The sequence below is a fragment of the Novosphingobium sp. KN65.2 genome, from assembly GCF_001368935.1.
Taxonomy (GTDB): domain Bacteria; phylum Pseudomonadota; class Alphaproteobacteria; order Sphingomonadales; family Sphingomonadaceae; genus Novosphingobium; species Novosphingobium mathurense.
Genome location: NZ_CCBH010000057.1, coordinates 13,855 through 31,003 on the forward strand (window position 1 = coordinate 13,855; position 17,149 = coordinate 31,003).

Genomic DNA, 17,149 nt, shown 5'->3' on the forward strand with positions numbered 1-17,149 from the left:
GTAGGAAACTCGAAAGACAGTGATATGGCAGCGATCGCCACATGGGAACGGCGTGCACCAAAGCATTGACAGCTTTTACCCGTTTGCTTCCATTTCAGCGGCCTAGAGGGGATCGAAAACAGGGGTGTGCCGGGAATTCGTATGCCGGTAACCTAGCGTTCTCAGGGCACTCTTGATATGCTGCATTTGCGAGGGTCAATGCGCTCGCCATTTCCCATGCGCGTCTGCCCCGGCGCACCTTGTCCATGATGGAAACGTATACGTGACGAAATTCACTTCCGATCGCCTGCTGCTATTCGGTGCCACTGGCGATCTTTCGCGCAGGATGCTGCTGCCGTCATTGTGTGCGCTCGATGCCGAAGAGCTTCTCGATCCCCGCATCGAGATCATCGCCACGGCGCGTTCCGACATGGACGACCAGTCGTTCCGCAATTTCGCACGCCAGTCGCTGGAGCAGTTCCTGCCCGCCAACCGCCGCGGCGGCATGGCCACGTTCCTCAACCGCTTGAGCTACCAGGCGCTCGACGCAAACGAGATGGACGGCTTCAAGGCGCTCGCCGAAAAGGTCGGCAAGCCCGAAGAAGGCCTCTCGATCTTCCTGTCGACCGCGCCCAGCCTGTTCGAGCCGACGATTCACGGCCTCCAGAACAGCGGTCTTGCCGGCCCAAAAGTGCGCATCGGCCTTGAAAAGCCGCTGGGCATCGATCTGGCGTCCAGCTGCGTCATCAACGATGCCGTCGCTTCGGCCTTTCCCGAGGACCGGATCTACCGGATCGATCATTACCTGGGCAAGGAAACGGTCCAGAACCTGCTGGCGCTGCGCTTTGCCAACCTGATGTTCGAGCCGCTGTGGAATGCGGCACACATCGATCATGTCCAGATCACCGTCGCCGAGACCGTCGGCCTGGAATCGCGCGTGGCCTACTATGACGATTCCGGCGCGCTGCGCGACATGGTCCAGAACCACATGCTACAGCTTCTCGCGCTCGTCGCGATGGAGCCGCCGGTGTCCTACGACGCGACCAACGTGCGCGACGAGAAGGTCAAGGTCCTGCGCAGCCTGCGCAAGGTCAACGTCAGCGAAACGGTCACCGGCCAGTACCGCGCCGGCGCCATCACCGGCCAGGCCGTGCCCGGCTACGACGAGGAACTGGGCAAGGATTCGAACACCGAGACCTTCGTCGCGATCAAGGCGCATATCGACAACTGGCGCTGGCAGGGCGTGCCCTTCTACTTGCGCACCGGCAAGCGCCTGCCCCGCCGCACGACCGAGATCGTCGTCCAGTTCCGCAACGTGCCGCACTCTATCTTCTCGGGTCGCGGCGCAAAGACGGTGCCCAACCGCCTCGTCATCGGCATCCAGCCCGAAGAGAACATCACCCTCTCGCTGATGGCCAAGATCCCCGGCCTCGACCGCGAAGGCATCGGCCTGCGCAGCGTACCGCTGGCGATCACCATGCCCGATGCCTTTGCCGGCCCGCAGCGGCGCATCGCCTACGAACGCCTGTTGCTCGACCTGATCGAGGGCGACCAGACGCTTTTCGTGCGCCGCGACGAAGTCGAGGCGCAGTGGGACTGGATCGATGCTATCCGCGCCGGTTGGGACGAGCAGGGGCTCGAGCCCAAGACCTACACGGCCGGCAGTTGGGGCCCTTCGGCAGCCATCGCCCTCGCCGAACGCGACGGCGTTACCTGGCACGAATAAACAGAAGCGGTCGCAGGACCGCAAAAGGACCGCGCTCTGAGGGGGAGAGGAGCAAGGCCCGAAAGCAGGAGTGACATAATGACTGATCTCGCCCCGGCAGTGGCTCGGGTTACCGACCGCATCATCGAGCGTTCGAAGGACAGCCGCGCCCGCTACCTCGATCTCGTCGCGCGCGAGGCGGACCGCCATTCGGACCGCAGTTTCCTTTCTTGCTCGAACCTGGCCCACGGCTTTGCCGCGGCCGGCGAGGACAAGTCCGCCATTGCCACCGGCAGCGCCAAAAACCTGGCGATCGTCACCGCCTACAACGACATGCTCTCGGCCCACCAGCCTTATGGCCGCTATCCCGAGCAGATGAAGCTCTGGGCCCGCGAAGTGGGCGCAACGGCGCAAGTCGCCGGCGGCGTGCCCGCCATGTGCGACGGCGTCACCCAGGGCTTCGACGGCATGGAACTCTCGCTGTTCAGCCGCGATACCATCGCCATGTCGACCGGGATCGCCATGAGCCACGCGATGTTCGACGGCATGGCCCTGCTCGGCATCTGCGACAAGATCGTGCCCGGCCTGATGATCGGCGCGCTGCGCTTCGGCCATCTGCCCGCCGTCTTCGTGCCCTCGGGGCCGATGCCCAGCGGCATTTCCAACAAGGAAAAGCAGAAGACCCGCCAGCTCTACGCCGAAGGCAAGGCCACGCGTGAAGACCTGCTCGCCAGCGAGAGCGCCAGCTACCATTCGGCCGGCACCTGCACCTTCTACGGCACTGCCAACTCCAACCAGATGATGATGGAGATGATGGGCCTGCACATGCCGGGCGCGGCCTTCGTCCCGCCGAACACGCCGCTGCGCCAGGCGCTCACCCGAGCCGCCGTCCACCGCCTCGCCGGAATGGGCCGCAAGAGCGAAGACTACCGCCCGATGGCGCAAGTCGTGAACGAGAAGGCCATCGTCAACGCCTGCGTCGGCCTGCTCGCAACCGGCGGCTCGACCAACCACGCCATCCACCTGCCCGCGATGGCCCGCGCGGCCGGCATCGTCCTCGACTGGGACGACCTGTCGGAACTCTCCTCGGCGGTGCCGCTGATCACCCGCGTCTATCCCAACGGCTCGGGCGACGTGAACCACTTCCATGCCGCCGGTGGCATGGCCTGGGTGGTCCGCGAACTGCTCGACGCGGGGCTTGCCCACGAGGACGTGCTGACCGTCTCGCCGGGCGGCATGCGTGACTACGCGCAGGAACCGGTGCTGATGGACGAAGCCCTCGCCTGGACTTCCGCGCCTGCGAAGAGCGGCGACGATACGATGCTGCGCCCGGTCTCCGACCCGTTCCAGCGGGATGGCGGCATGCGCCTTGTTTCCGGCAACCTCGGCCGCGCCACCTTCAAGACGTCCGCGGTCGACAAGGAACGCTGGACGATCGAGGCGCCCTGCCGCGTTTTCGAAACGCAGGAAGCCGTCACCCAGGCGTTCAGGGACGGCGAACTCGACAAGGACGTCGTCGTCGTCGTGCGCTTCCAGGGGCCGCGTGCCAACGGCATGCCCGAACTGCACAAGCTGACCCCGCCGCTTGGCGTGCTGCAGGACCGCGGCCACAAGGTCGCACTGATCACCGACGGACGCATGTCCGGTGCTTCGGGCAAGGTTCCTGCGGCGATCCACGTCACGCCCGAAGCGCTTGGCGGCGGACCGCTCTCCCTGCTGCGCGATGGCGACGTGGTGCGCCTCTCCGCCGAGGACGGGACGCTTGCGACGACGGCCGACCTGTCCGCCCGCGAACCGGCCCCGGCGCCTGCCGCCGAAATGGGCATGGGCCGTGAACTCTTCGCCATGTTCCGGATGAGCGCCGGTGGCGCCGAACAGGGCGGTTCGGCCATGCTCGAAGTGGCAGGTCTGTAACGGTGGCTGCCGAAATGGAACTCGTCACCGTCGACATCGGCGGCACCCACGCCCGCTTCGCCATCGCCAGCGTGAACGCGGACGGAGCGATCACGCTGGGCGAGCCGTCCACGCTGCACACCAAGGATCACGCCAGCTTCCAGCTCGCCTGGCAAGCCTTTCGCGAGATGAACGGCGGCACCCTGCCCGATGCGGTCGCGATGTCGGTGGCCGGACCGGTGGGCGGCGAAGTGATCCACTTCACCAACAACCCGTGGATCATCCGCCCTGCCCTCATCGAGGAGAAACTGGGCGCGACGCGGCACACCATCGTCAATGACTTCGCTGCCGTGGCCCATGCCGTGGCCTGCGCCGCCAAGGACGATTTCCTCGATCTGGCCGGCCCCGAAAACACGCCGCTGCCCGCGTCGGGAACGGTGAGCGTGCTCGGCCCGGGCACGGGCCTTGGCGTCGCCCATCTCTGGCGGGACGGAAAGGGCACCTATCACGTCCAGGCGACCGAGGGCGGCCACATCGACTTCGCCCCGCTCGACCAGATCGAGGACGCCATCCTCGCCCGACTGCGCAAGCGCCACAACCGCGTTTCGGTGGAGCGTGTCGTCTCCGGCCCTGCCATCGTCGACATCTACCAGACGCTTGCCGCGCTCGAAGGGCGCGCGATCCATGAACTGAGCGACGTCGAGATCTGGACCGCCGGGACCTCCGGCGAGGACAGCCTTGCCGCCGCAGCCGTGGACCGCTTCTGCCTCTCGCTCGGTGCGGCAGCGGGCGACTATGCCCTCGCGCAGGGCGCCAGCGGCGTCGTGATCGCCGGCGGGCTCGGCTATCGGATCCGCGAAACCATTCTCAAGTCAGGCTTTTCCGACCGTTTCTGCGCCAAGGGCCGCTTTGCCGGCATGATGGCGAAACTGCCGGTCAAGCTGATCACCCATCCGCAGCCCGGCCTGTTCGGCGCGGCTGCCGCCTTCGTCAGGGAGCATACTGCATGAGCAACCTTTCCGCATCGGTCGAAAAGGTCATGCGCCTCGCACCGGTGATCCCGGTGCTGGTCATCGAAGATATCGAACACGCCCTGCCGATTGCCGAAGCGCTCGTCGCCGGCGGGCTGCCCGCGCTGGAAGTGACGCTGCGCACCGATTGCGCGATCGAAGCGATCAAGGCCATGAAGCAGGTTCCCGGTGCCGTCGTCGGCGCCGGCACCGTGCTCAATCCCGACGATCTCGACAAGGCACTGGACGCCGGCGCCGAGTTCATCGTCTCGCCCGGCCTCACCCCCCGCCTCGGCGAAGCGGCGCTCAAGCGCGAAATCCCGTTCCTGCCCGGGACCGCCAATGCCAGCGACATCATGCTCGCGCTCGACATGGGCTTCGACCGGTTGAAGTTCTTCCCGGCGATGGCGGCCGGCGGACCGCCCGCACTCAAGGCGATCTCCGCCCCGCTGGCGCAGGCCAGGTTCTGTCCCACCGGCGGCGTCACTCCGGCCAATGCGCCCGAATGGCTCGCCCTCGATGCCGTAATCTGCGTCGGAGGAAGCTGGATGGTCCCCAAGGGCAAGCCCGATCCCAAGAAGATCGAAGCGGACGCAAGAACTGCAGCGGGGCTCGCACGATGAGCGGGCCGGCGTTGAACACGGTCGAAGACCTCAACGCCCGCCTGCGGGAACTGCACCCCCTGACGGCGCAGACCCCGCTCTACAATCCGGTTTTCCAGCTCGGGCTTGAGCTTTCGCGCAAGCTCGAGAACGGCGAAATGTCGCTCGATGACATCGAGCGGCTGGTCGCCGAGATGGAATGCGAGGGCCTGCGGGCCCGCGCTGCCCGGCTCGACCGCCTGGTCAAACCGGTCCCCGTCGCCGAGAACGACGCGCGGATCGACAGCATCGCGAACGAAGAAGACTTCACCGAGTTCGCCGCCCGCTGGCAGCGCCCGGCGGCTCACGTGGTCTTCACCGCGCACCCCACGTTCCTGCTCACCGCCGGACAGACCGAAGCGGTAACCCACTCGGCCTCAAACGGCGATTTCAGCGAGGCATCGGTCTGCGCCGCCTCGCCCGAACGCGACACGATCACGCTCGACTACGAACACGAAAAGGCGATGGCAGCCCTCAGCCGCGGCCAGAAGGCGCGCGACCGGATCAGCGCCCGCCTGTTCGACATCGCCGCCGCCCGATGGCCCAAGCGCTGGAAGAGCCTGCAGCCGATGCCGGTACGCTTCGCCACCTGGGTCGGCTACGACATGGACGGGCGCACCGATATCTCGTGGTCCACCTCGATCCGCTACCGCCTCGAGGAAAAGGCGATGCGGCTGGCCAGCTATGCGCAGGACCTGAGGTCGATGGAGCCCGCGATTGCCGAGCGGCTCGAACGGGCGGGCCAGCTCGCAACCGAAATGGCCGCGCGCTTTGCCGAGGACCTGTCCCAGCCCGAAGCGCTTTCGGCTGCGGCCAATGCGCTGACCGCCGAACACCCCGACAAGCTCGTCAGCCTCGAAGGCGTGATTGCCGAGCTAGAGGAAGAAGCCCGTCACGCCGATCAGGACATCGCGCGCCAGTTGCTCGTCGTGGCCGCCGCGATGCGCTCCGATGGCCTGGGCATGGGCTGGATCCACTTCCGGGTGAACTCCTCGCAGCTCCAGAACGCGATCCGCCGCCGCATCGATCCGGACGGCAAGCTCAGCCTCGCCAGCCAGGCCGCGCTGGTGCGCATGCGCGAGCTTCTGGCCGAAGTGAAACCGCTGCGCTCCAACTTCGCGGCGCTGGCGATCGAGAACAGCACGGCAGTGCGCCAGTTCCTGGCGATGGCGCAGATCCTGCAGCACATCGATTCCGATACCCCGATCCGCATGCTCGTGGCGGAATGCGAACAGCCGACCACGGTGCTGGCCGCCCTCTACTTCGCACGCATGTTCGGGATCGACGACAAGGTCGACGTCTCGCCCCTGTTCGAGACCGAAAGCGCGCTGGAACACGGCGGTCGCTTCCTCGACGCGGTGCTGTCCGAGCCGGCCTATCGCGAATATGCCCGCAAGCGCGGGCGCGTCTCGATCCAGACCGGCTTTTCCGACGCGGGCCGCTTCGTCGGCCAGATCCCCGCAGCGCTGGCCATCGAACGCCTGCAGGGACGCCTCGCCGAAGCGATGGCCGCGAATGCGATGACCGACGTTGCCGCGCTGATCTTCAATACCGGCGGCGAATCCATGGGCCGCGGCGCCCATCCTTCCAGCATCGAGGACCGCTTCGACTGGCAGATGTCGCCCTGGGCCCGCCGCCGCTTCCTGCGCGCCGGGATCAGGCTGGAGCCCGAAGTCTCGTTCCAGGGCGGCGATGGTTACCTCTGGTTCGGATCGGACGAACTGGCGCTGGCAACGCTCACCCGCATGGCCGAAAAGCCGCTGTGGGGCGCGGACACCAACACACCGACCGACGTGTTCTATCGCCGCACCGACCTCAGCCTCGACTTCTACCGGGCGATCCGCGGCGTCCAGCACGATCACCTCGAAAGCCACACCTACTCGCGCGCAATCACTGCCTTCGGGCTCGGCCTGCTCAACGATACCGGCAGCCGCAAGTCGCGCCGCCAGTCGGACCTGTCCGGCGACAGGACGATGAGCCTGCGCCAGATCCGCGCCATCCCGCACAACGCAATCCTCCAGCAGCTGGGCTATCCGGTGAACGTGATCGCAGGCATCGGCACGGCGTCGGACGGCAACATCGAGGAAATCGCCAGCCTGCTCATCGCAAGCGAACGCGGACGCCAGCTCATCCGGCTCGCCCGCGCGGCCAATGCGCTCGGCTCGATCAAGACGGTGGCGGCCTATGGCGAACTGTTCAACTCGGCCTACTGGGCCAGCCGCCCCTACCGCGGCGACGAACAGCACATCTCCGACGCCTGCCTCAAGATCGGCGAGTACCTGACCAAGGACGACCGGACCGGCGTGTTCCGCCGCCTCGCCTCGCGCCTGCGGGTCGATGCGATGAAGCTACACCGCCTGCTCGACCTGATCCCGGACGAATCGCCGCTGCCCGACCGCGAGCATACCCGTCGCAGCCTCGGCGTTCTGCAGTCGCTGCGGATCGCGCTGTTCAAGCACATGTTCCTGCGCGCGGTCATGGTCCCGGCCTTCAGCCGCGCCAACGACATCAGCCGCGAGGATGTGCTGGAGATGTTCTTCACGCTGCGCGTCGACGACGGTCTTGCCCAGCTGCGTCGGGCCTTCCCGATCAGCTTCCCCTCGATCAACGACTTCAGCGTCGACTTGCCCAGCGACTATCCGGACTCGAGCGCCTCGGGCTACTCGCAGATCCACCGCGACTACATCGATCCGATCGCCCGGTCCTATGGCCTGAGCCTGCGGATCACGACCGCCATCGCCAACGAATTCGGCGCACACGGCTGACGTATACCACGGCGCGCCGGGCGGAGAGGTGTTCCGCCCGGCGGCTGCCGCACGGTTCCTTCAAGACATCCTCGAAAAAAGCGGGTTTCCAGCCATTTGCGCGAAGTTTCGCGCGGTGGTGGACTTCGCCCTGCGCGTTACATATATTGCAAGTACGCGCAATAAATAAACAACGAGGATGCCATGGTTGCCGCCCCCAGCACCGCCATCACCAGTCAGTGGACCCTGTTCCGCCTGCTCGCTTCCACCGTCGGTGAAGACCGCGCCGAGTTCGCACTGACGACGCTTTCGATAGACCCGGCGCTGCAGGGCACGGACGAGCGGCCCTCCCGTGCGCAAGTGGCCATGGCGCTCAACGCCGCGCTGTTTCTCGACCTGCTTGAGCGGGTCCCGACGGCCGCCCGCTACGTCGCGCAGATCCGCGCGAAAGGTGAAACGATCGCCTTCGACCATGGCGCGCTGCGCACCATCGACGGAGCGACCGGCGACCTGCCTTCGGGCTGCGAGGCCTTCACCCGCTTCCTCGCGCCGATGGGCTACGAAGTCGGTGGGCTCTACCCGCTGCCCAAGCTGAAGATGACCGGCCGCGCCCTCGTCCATCGCGACTTGCCCGAAGCGGTGCCGCAGTTCTTCGTCTCCGAACTTCATGTCCACGAACTGCCCGAGACGGCACAGGCGGCTGCAGATCGCGTGTTCGGCTATTCCCGCGACCCCCTCGGCACGGCAGCGTGGTCGGCGTTGCAGGCGCTGGAGGCGCAGGGAGACTGCTCGCCCGAACAGGCGACGACGATCGTTGCCGGAGCCCTGCGCGCCTTCGAACGCCAGCACCCGGCACCGGCTCTCGCCGACTACGAAGCCCTGCTCGAACACAGCAAGGAAGCCGCCTGGATCGCGACCGAAGGCAATGCCTTCAATCACGCCACCACGCGCACCGACAATGTCGTCCAGCTGGCCGAGGACCTGCGCGAGCAAGGCTATCCGATGAAGCCCAGCGTCGAGATTTCGCAGAACGGCCGCGTGCGCCAGACCGCGATCCTTGCCGACAAGGTCGAGCGCCCGTTCCGCCTTGCCGACGGCTCCGAGATCAGGCGCGAGGTGCCCGGCTCGTTCTACGAATTCATCACCCGAGACATCGATCCTGCAACCGGTATGCTGGACCTGACGTTCGACTCCGGGAACGCCACCGGCATCTTCGCAGTCACGAGGCAGCAATGAGCCATATTCAGTCGATCGATCCCGCAACCGGCGCCTTGGTCTGGGAAGGCGCTCCTGCCGGCCGTGCCGAAGTGGACGCCGCGCTGCGCCGCGCGCGCCAGGCCTTTCCGGGTTGGGCCGCGCTTCCCGTCGAAGAACGGGTCGCTGCCGTCCAGCGCTTCAGGGCCGTGCTGGAAACGCGCAAGGAAGAGATCGCCGCGATAATCAGCCGCGAAACCGGCAAACCGCGCTGGGAAGGCCTCGCCGAACTGGGATCGATGATCGGCAAGGTCGGCATCTCGATCACCGCGCAAGCCGAACGCGCCGGGGAAAAGCGCAGCGACATGCCCTTCGGCGCAGCTATCCTGCGCCATCGCCCGCATGGCGTGATGGCGGTACTCGGCCCGTTCAACTTCCCCGGACACTTGCCAAACGGCCACATCGTCCCTGCGCTGCTCGCGGGAAACACGGTTGTCTTCAAGCCCTCCGAGATGACACCTGCGACCGGCGCGGCGATGGCAGATGCCTGGGCCGAGGCAAGTCTTCCCGAAGGCGTGTTCCAGTGCATCCAGGGCGCGCGCGAAACCGGCGAGGCGCTGGTTTCCGGTGCGATCGACGGTCTGCTCTTCACCGGCTCGGCCGGTGCGGGCGCGCATTTCCGGCACGTCTTCGCCGACCGGCCCGATGTCATCCTCGCGCTGGAACTGGGCGGCAACAACCCGCTCGTTGCATGGGACGGCGACGTGGACGAAGCCGCGGCCATCGTCGTGCAGTCCGCCTTCGTCACCACCGGACAGCGCTGCTCCTGCGCGCGCCGCCTGATCGTGCCCGATACCGCCTTCGGGAGCGCCCTTGTCGAGGCCGTGGCGAGCCTTTCGCAGCTTCTGCTGATCGGCGCGTGGAACGAGACGCCCGAGCCCTACATCGGCCCGCTGATCTCGGACGGCGCCGCCGCCAAGGCCCGCGCCCAATTCGAGGGACTGGTCGATCGCGGCGCGCAGGTGATCAGGCCCTTCGCGGGCATCGAGGGCCGCAGCGACGCCTTCGTGCGCCCTGCCATGCTCGACGTAACCGGCGTATCGGTTCCGGACGAAGAGATCTTCGCCCCGGTCCTGCAGGTGTGCCGCGTGGCGGACTTCGATGCCGCGATGGCAGCGGCGAACGACACCCGCTTCGGCCTTTCCGCGGGGCTTGTCAGCGCCGATGACGCGCTGTGGCAGCGTTTCGTGCTCGAAAGCCGCGCGGGCGTGGTCAATCGCAACCGGCCGACGACCGGCGCGGCAGGCTCGATGCCCTTCGGCGGTCTGGGCGAGAGCGGCAACCACCGCCCCAGCGCCTATTACGCCGCCGACTACTGCGCTTACCCGATGGCAAGCTTCGAAGCCTCCGACCCGAGCGGCAATATGGGCGCGCTCGACGGAATGCTGCGTCGATGACCGGGCTGACGCACGACGAACGCACCCTGCTGGCGCCGGTCGAGCGCGCGCCGATCCTCGAACGCACGCTGGACTGGGCCGCGATCAACAGCGGCACCGGCAACCTCGAGGGCCTCGCCGCCATGGCCTCGCGCCTTGCCGATGCCTTTGCCGTGCTGCCGGGCGAGGTATCGCTGGTCGAGCCCGCGCCGGTCGAAAAAGTCGATGCCAAGGGCCAGGTGCACGAGGTCGCGCATGGCCGCCATCTCGTCGTCTCCGTGCGGCCCGGGGCCGCGCGCCGGGTGATTCTGACCGGCCATATGGACACGGTCTATGCCAAGGACCACCCCTTCCAGACGTGCGACTGGCTAGACGACAATACGCTCCACGGCCCCGGCACCGCAGACATGAAGGGCGGCCTTTCGCTGATGCTGGCAGGGCTGGATGCTTATGAGCGCGGCGAGCCCACGTTGGGCTACGACGTGATGATCAATGCCGACGAGGAAACCGGCTCGCTGTCTTCGGCGACGCTGATCGCCCGTCTCGCCGAAGGCAAGCTGGCTGCACTGACATATGAACCAGCCCTTCCCGGCGGCATCATGGCGCGCTCGCGCCCCGGCTCGGGCAATTATGCCGCGGTGATTACGGGCAGGTCCGCCCATGCCGGGCGCAATCCCGAGGACGGGCGCAATGCCATCGTCGCGGCCTCGGAACTTGCCATACGGCTGGCGGCAGGCAAGCGCGAGGGGCTTTCGGTCAACCCGGCGCGGATCGAGGGCGGCGCGCCCAACAATACCGTGCCCGACCTTGCCATCGTTCATTTCAATATCCGCCCGCGCACGCCCGAACTGGCCGAGCACGCCGGGCAGATGATCGAAACGGCAATCGCAGAAGTATCCGCCCGCCACGAAGTGCAGGTCAACCTGCACGGCGGCGTCTCGCGCCCTCCCAAGCAAGTGGGCGAAAGGACCGAGAAGCTGTTCGGCCTCGTCTCGCAGGCCGCTGCCGATCTGGGGCAGGCGATGACGTGGAAAGACACCGGCGGCGTGTGCGACGGCAACAACATTGCCGCCTGCGGGGTGCCGGTGATCGACACGATGGGTGCCTGCGGCGGCGCGATCCACTCGCCGGACGAGTTCCTGCTGGCGGACTCGCTCGATGCCCGCGCGCAATTGACGGCGCTGGTGATGCACCGCCTCGACAGACACGGAGTTGCCTGATGACGTTCCTGCTGCGCACGGCCCGGGAAAAGGATCTCGATGCCCTCTACCGCATGGCCAAGGGCACCGGCGGCGGGTTCACCAATCTGCCGCCCGACAAACCGACGCTGAAAGGGAAACTGGAACGCGCCGCCCGCGCCTTCGCCCGTGACGAGGATACGTTGATCGACGATCTCTTCGTCTTCATCCTCGAGGATACCGAGACCGGCAAGGTCCACGGCACCTGCCAGATCTTCTCGCAGGTCGGCACCGAGTGGCCGTTCTATTCCTACCGCATCGGGCGCATCACCCAGCACTCCAAGGAGCTGGATCGCACTTTCCGGGCCGAGATGCTCACCTTGTGTACCGACCTCGACGGATCGAGCGAGGTGGGCGGGCTCTACCTCGATGCGACCGAGCGTTCCGCGGGCGTGGGCAAGCTGCTGGCGCGCAGCCGCTACCTGTTCATCCGCGCCCACCGCGCCCGGTTCGCCGACCGTACCCTGGCGGAACTGCGCGGAGCGATCGACGATGCCGGAAATTCACCGTTCTGGGACGGACTGGCCGGCCGCTTCTTCGACATGAGCTTTCGCGATGCCGACGAATTCAACGCCCGTCACGGCAACCAGTTCATCGCCGACCTCATGCCCAAGCACCCGATCTACACCGCGCTGCTGTCCGAAGGCGCCCGGCAGGTCATGGGCCAGCCCCATTTCTCCGGCCGCCCGGCCATGCGCATGCTCGAGAGCGAGGGTTTCGCCTTCCAGAACTACATCGACATCTTCGACGGCGGCCCGTCGATGATGGTCGAGACCGACAGCATCCGCACCATCCGCGAGGCGAAGGATGCCAAGGTCGCGCTGATTACGGCCAATGTCGAGGAAGGCCCCTCGCACCTCGTCTCCACCGGCCACCTTGCCGGCTTTCGCGCCTGCCTCGGGCACCTTGCCGAGACCGAAGGCGGGGTGAGCCTCGACGAACCGGCGGCCAAGCTGCTGGGCGTGGGCATCGGCGACGCCGTGACTTACGCCCCTGCCTGAGGTGATCTGATGCTGACGGAAATCAACTTCGATGGAATTGTCGGGCCCAGCCACAACTATGCCGGCCTGAGCCTCGGCAACCTCGCTTCCGCGAAAAACGCCGGCAAGATCGCGCGGCCCCGCGCCGCGGCGCTGCAGGGCCTGGCCAAGATGCGCGCGAACCTCGACCGCGGACTGGCGCAAGGCTTCTTCCTGCCGCAACGTCGCCCGGACGAAGGTTGGTTGCGTCAGCTCGGCACCGACATGGCTTCGGCCAGCGCGCCCTTGCGCGCCAATGCCCTGTCCGCCTCGTCGATGTGGGCGGCGAACGCTGCCACCGTCTCTCCCGGCCCGGACACCGCCGACGGGCGCTGCCACTTGACCGCGGCCAATCTGGTCACGATGCCCCACCGCAGCCACGAATGGCGCGAGACGCTGGCGCAATTGCAGATCGCCTTCGCCGACGAAGCGCACTTTGCGGTTCACGCGCCGGTCCCGGCCCCCTTCGGCGATGAAGGCGCGGCCAATCACATGCGGCTGTGTGCGAGCCATGACCGCCCCGGGATCGAGGTCTTCGTCTATGGCGAAAGCGGCGGCCCCTTCCCGGCGCGCCAACACCGCGAGGCCAGCGCCGCGGTCGCGCGTCTGCACGGGCTTTCCCTGGAACGCACGGTGCTGGCGCTCCAGTCGGAGGCTGCGATAGCTGCAGGCGCGTTCCACAACGACGTTGTCGCGGTCGCCAACGAGCGGGTCCTGTTCACCCACGAACAGGCCTTCGCCGATCGTGATGGGCTCTATGCCGAGCTGCGCGACAAGCTCCCGGAAATAGAGATCGTCGAAGTGCCGGCAAGCGCCGTGAGCCTCGCCGATGCGATCACCTCCTACCTGTTCAACGCCCAGCTCGTGACGCTGCCTTCGGGGGAAATGGCTCTGGTCCTGCCCGGCGAGGCGCGCGAAACGCCCGCCGTGTGGCAATGGCTGGAAGCCCATGTCGCGGGCAACGGGCCGATCCGGCACCTCTTCGTGCATGACTTGCGCGAGTCGATGGCCAATGGCGGCGGCCCCGCCTGCCTGCGCCTGCGCGTGGTCGCCGATCCAGCGACGGTCGACCCGCGCTTCATCGCAACGCCGGAAAATCTGACGGCGATAGAGGCGCTCGTCGGCAGGCACTGGCCCGAACAGCTCGCGGTGGAGGATCTGTCCTCACCCGCGCTGTGGGAGGAACTTGTGGCCGCACGCTCTGCCCTATGCGCCGAACTGGGCCTGCAGGAACTGGATCGCGACGGGTTCTGAGCGGGCGGGAAGCCGCGCTCAGAACCGGGCGGAAACGGAAACGCCGGCGCTGCTGGTATCGCCCCAGGGCATGACGCGCACTCGCTCGTCCCGGCGCGAGGTGATCAGGAACCCTGCAGTCTCGCCGATCGCGGCCCCGGCCAGAACGTCATACCAGTGATGCTTGTCCGCCTTCACGCGCGACACGCCGACCATCGCGGCCAGCACTTGCGCGGGCAGGCCGACCTTCCAGCCGTAGCGGTTCTGCAGGGTCGCCGCGCTGGCAAAGGAAATGGCGGTGTGGCCGGACGGGAAGCTCTTGCGGTCGCTGCCGTCCGGCCGTGTCTCGGGAAACGCTTCCTTGAGCCCCAGCGATACGAGTTCTGCCGAGCCCAGGCTGCCCCCCGCCTGAAGCGCCCCGGCGGTATCGCCCCGGGCAAGGGGAACGCCCAATGCGGCCACTACCAGCACATCGCGCCCGACATTGCCGATATCGCGCCATGTGCCGTCACCCGCCCACGCCGGTGTTGCGCTCGTTGCCAGTACGGCGACGAAGGCAAGCCCGAGGACATCCGGGGATCTGTGCAGGAGGGCCTGTAGGGTCACCTGTGCAAGACGCCATGCGCGGCGCCGTTCCGCAGTCAGGCGACGGCGTGGGTATCCGGTGTCATGCATGGCTCGCTCGTGGGTGCCCTGTCGGCTTGTCTGACCACGGTGTCGTCGCGAGGCACCTCCTTTGCGATCGAGCACGGTGAAAACTCGATCCTGCCGCCGCTTTCACAGGCTGTCGACACGAGCACGCCGGAGCGCGACTTCTTGGCCATGTACATCAGTTCATCCGCCGCGCGCAGTTCGCCGTCGATGGAGGTCGAACCTTCGGGCAAAAGAAGAATGCCAAGGCTGCAGGACAAGTGGAAGCGGCTCTCGCCGAACTCGGTGTTGAGGGCCGTATCGAGCCGGTTCGCGACGGCGGTACCGGCATCCTTGTCCTTCAGCTTCATGAAGATGACGAACTCGTCACCGCCCATGCGGGCGAAGACGTCGCCCTTGCGGATGGTCTTGCGCACGGTTTCAGCGAAGACCTTGAGGTTCTCGTCCCCTTGCGCGTGGCCTTCCTCGTCGTTGACCCGCTTGAGGCCATCGAGGTCGGCGTAGATCAACGCATGCCAGCCGCCGCGATGCTGGTTCTTGCGCAGGATTTCGAAGAAGGCCGAGCGGTTCCATGCCCCGGTCAGCGAATCGATCCGGGCCGCGCGCCACTCCCGCTCGCAAGCCTTGCGCGCCGCACCTATGACGAGCACCACGATCATGATTCCCAGCACGCGCACCGCCAGATTGGGCGTGCCGGCAGGCCCGGTGCTTGCAGCGACAGCCAATTCGCCTGTTGCAAGTCGAGCGCCGAGAATGCCGAGGCCGATGGCAACCGCTACCAGTGAATTGAGCGACCATGCAGCAAAAGCCATGATCGCAAGGTAAATGGGGCCGAACCACATTGCGGGAGAAGAGTTGGCTTCGATGCTCGCGACCAATGCGAGCATCGCGACGACAATCGCCCAGGCCATGCGCGGTGAAACGCGGAAAAGGTAGGAGTGCTGCAGGCCATGCACATCATGGCGGGCCCATCTCCGTTCCGTTTGGCGTCTCGAAGTCATGCGCACTAATGTACACACTATGACTAATTCTAAGTAAACGACCTTAGTGGTCTGACGTCATGGCGCCGAAAAAAAGCCCCACAAGGTCAGGCCGGGCAATCCGGCTGATTGTCGGGATGAGCGGCCACGAAGGCGGGGTGAGCAAGGCACGCCGCCTCGATCCGGGACATATGCGGCATTGCTGTCAGGTCGAAGTCGAACCGGCGCGCATTGTAGAGCTGGGGCACCAGCACGCATTCGAACAGGCCAGGTGCATCGAACAGGAAATCACCCGATCCGCGCGCCGCCAGTTTCGCCTCCAGCGGGACAAGGGTCTTTTCCAGCCAGTGACGGTACCAGGTGTCGATCTCTTCCTGCGAATGGCCAAGTTCGGTCTTGAGGTACCGGAGCACGGGAAGATTGAGCGGGGCGTGCAGCTCGGTCGCGATGGCCATGGCCAGTTCGCGCATGACGAAGCGGTCCTCGACGTCCACCGGCAGCAGGCGCCGGTCTGGATAACGCTCATCGAGCCATTCGAGCACCGCCATCGACTGCGCATAGACCCGGCCATCGGCCTCAAGCGCAGGTACACCGGCGAAGGGATTGATCCTGCGGAAGTCCTCGCCACGCTGCTCTGCCTTGAGCAGGTTTACCGGCACGATTTCGTACTCCAGCCCTTTCAGGTTGAGGGCGATGCGCAGGCGATAGCTCGTCGAACTGCGGTAGTAGGAGTAGAGACGCATCCCGGCTCGCCCCTTCAGCTTTCCTGTGCGATCTTTTCGTGCAGCCAGGCGGCATGACGCGGCGCCTTCTTGGTGCGCGACCATTCCTCCAGCATGTCCTCGGCCACGTCGTTGAGGCGCTTCATCTGATCGGGGGTACCGAACTGCCACGCCAGTTCAAGGCGATGGCCGTTGGGGTCGAAGAAATAGATCGACTTGAAGACACCATGATGCGTCGGCCCGACGACTTCGAGCCCATGGCCCTCGGCCCGTGCCTTGGCGGCCATGAGGTCTTCCTCGCTGTCGACCTTGAAGGCGATGTGCTGCACCCAGGCAGGGGTCGACTCGTCACGGCCCATGTCGGGCGCGTTGGGCAGTTCGAAGAAGGCCAGCACGTTGCCGCCACCGGCATCCATGAAGATGTGCATGTAGGGATCGGGTTCGCCCGTGGAAGGCACGTTGTCCTCGGCGATGGCGAGCATGAAATCCATGCCCATGACATCGCGGTAGAACTCGACCGTCTCCTTCGCGTCCCGGCAACGATAGGCGACGTGGTGGATGCCCCCCAGTCGGGGCGCGCCGTTCGCAATCTGGCCTTCAGTCATCGTCTCGCTCTCCGCATCTTCTTGAACCTGCCGGACCGGCGACCCGGAACGGATTTCGGTCCGGCAGGCCTTGAAGGGCCGCGCATCGGGCGCCGACGC

The 17,149-nt window shown here is 66.3% G+C and carries 14 protein-coding genes; 10 read left to right on the forward strand and 4 right to left on the reverse strand.

What is annotated here, in order from left to right; all coding sequences use genetic code 11:
* The first annotated feature begins 262 nt into the window (after positions 1-262).
* The 10 genes from zwf (at position 263) to SPHV1_RS02050 (ending at position 14,113) form a co-directional block, all read left to right on the forward strand.
* Entirely contained in the window at positions 263-1,705 is a 1,443-nt protein-coding gene (gene zwf, locus SPHV1_RS02005) for a glucose-6-phosphate dehydrogenase (RefSeq protein ID WP_054944440.1), read from the forward strand.
* Positions 1,706-1,783: 78 nt separating this feature from the next.
* Positions 1,784-3,598 carry a phosphogluconate dehydratase gene (edd, locus tag SPHV1_RS02010; RefSeq protein ID WP_054944441.1) on the forward strand — a complete coding sequence of 605 codons (1,815 nt, stop codon included), beginning with the start codon at positions 1,784-1,786 and terminating at the stop codon, positions 3,596-3,598.
* A gap of 14 nt (positions 3,599-3,612) precedes the next feature.
* Positions 3,613-4,587, forward strand: coding sequence for a glucokinase (locus tag SPHV1_RS02015; RefSeq protein WP_054944465.1), 975 nt, complete (start codon positions 3,613-3,615; stop codon positions 4,585-4,587).
* Positions 4,584-5,210: a bifunctional 4-hydroxy-2-oxoglutarate aldolase/2-dehydro-3-deoxy-phosphogluconate aldolase gene (gene eda, locus SPHV1_RS02020; RefSeq protein ID WP_054944442.1), complete on the forward strand. Its 627-nt coding sequence runs from the start codon at positions 4,584-4,586 to the stop codon at positions 5,208-5,210. Before SPHV1_RS02015 ends, eda begins: the two co-directional genes overlap by 4 nt.
* Positions 5,207-7,993, forward strand: a complete 2,787-nt coding sequence (locus tag SPHV1_RS02025; RefSeq protein WP_054944443.1) for a phosphoenolpyruvate carboxylase — start codon at positions 5,207-5,209, stop codon at positions 7,991-7,993. Before eda ends, SPHV1_RS02025 begins: the two co-directional genes overlap by 4 nt.
* Positions 7,994-8,176: 183 nt before the next feature.
* On the forward strand, positions 8,177-9,208 hold the full coding sequence (locus tag SPHV1_RS02030; protein WP_054944444.1) for a 2-oxoadipate dioxygenase/decarboxylase family protein: 1,032 nt from the start codon (positions 8,177-8,179) through the stop codon (positions 9,206-9,208).
* Positions 9,205-10,623 (forward strand): succinylglutamate-semialdehyde dehydrogenase, encoded by a 1,419-nt coding sequence (astD, locus tag SPHV1_RS02035; RefSeq protein ID WP_054944445.1) that lies wholly within the window; start codon positions 9,205-9,207, stop codon positions 10,621-10,623. The genes SPHV1_RS02030 and astD overlap by 4 nt, the downstream gene beginning before the upstream one ends.
* On the forward strand, positions 10,620-11,822 hold the full coding sequence (locus SPHV1_RS02040) for a hydrolase (RefSeq protein WP_054944446.1): 1,203 nt from the start codon (positions 10,620-10,622) through the stop codon (positions 11,820-11,822). Before astD ends, SPHV1_RS02040 begins: the two co-directional genes overlap by 4 nt.
* The gene (locus SPHV1_RS02045) at positions 11,822-12,841 is read left to right on the forward strand and encodes an arginine N-succinyltransferase (RefSeq protein ID WP_054944447.1); all 1,020 of its coding nucleotides are present in this window, start codon (positions 11,822-11,824) and stop codon (positions 12,839-12,841) included. The genes SPHV1_RS02040 and SPHV1_RS02045 overlap by 1 nt, the downstream gene beginning before the upstream one ends.
* A gap of 9 nt (positions 12,842-12,850) precedes the next feature.
* Complete coding sequence (locus SPHV1_RS02050; protein WP_054944448.1) at positions 12,851-14,113, forward strand: N-succinylarginine dihydrolase; 1,263 nt, start codon at positions 12,851-12,853, stop codon at positions 14,111-14,113.
* Positions 14,114-14,131: 18 nt separating this feature from the next.
* On the opposite strand, the gene SPHV1_RS02055 is transcribed toward SPHV1_RS02050, so the two are convergent.
* The 4 genes from SPHV1_RS02055 to SPHV1_RS02070 all read right to left on the reverse strand — a co-directional run bounded on the left by SPHV1_RS02055 (position 14,132) and on the right by SPHV1_RS02070 (position 17,050).
* Entirely contained in the window at positions 14,132-14,767 is a 636-nt protein-coding gene (locus tag SPHV1_RS02055; protein ID WP_082430731.1) for a phosphatase PAP2 family protein, read from the reverse strand.
* Complete coding sequence (locus tag SPHV1_RS02060; RefSeq protein WP_231634405.1) at positions 14,734-15,699, reverse strand: GGDEF domain-containing protein; 966 nt, start codon at positions 15,697-15,699, stop codon at positions 14,734-14,736. Before SPHV1_RS02060 ends, SPHV1_RS02055 begins: the two co-directional genes overlap by 34 nt.
* A gap of 131 nt (positions 15,700-15,830) precedes the next feature.
* Positions 15,831-16,466: a maleylacetoacetate isomerase gene (gene maiA / locus SPHV1_RS02065; protein ID WP_054944450.1), complete on the reverse strand. Its 636-nt coding sequence runs from the start codon at positions 16,464-16,466 to the stop codon at positions 15,831-15,833.
* A gap of 14 nt (positions 16,467-16,480) precedes the next feature.
* Positions 16,481-17,050, reverse strand: coding sequence for a VOC family protein (locus SPHV1_RS02070; RefSeq protein WP_054944451.1), 570 nt, complete (start codon positions 17,048-17,050; stop codon positions 16,481-16,483).
* Positions 17,051-17,149 lie beyond the last annotated feature (99 nt).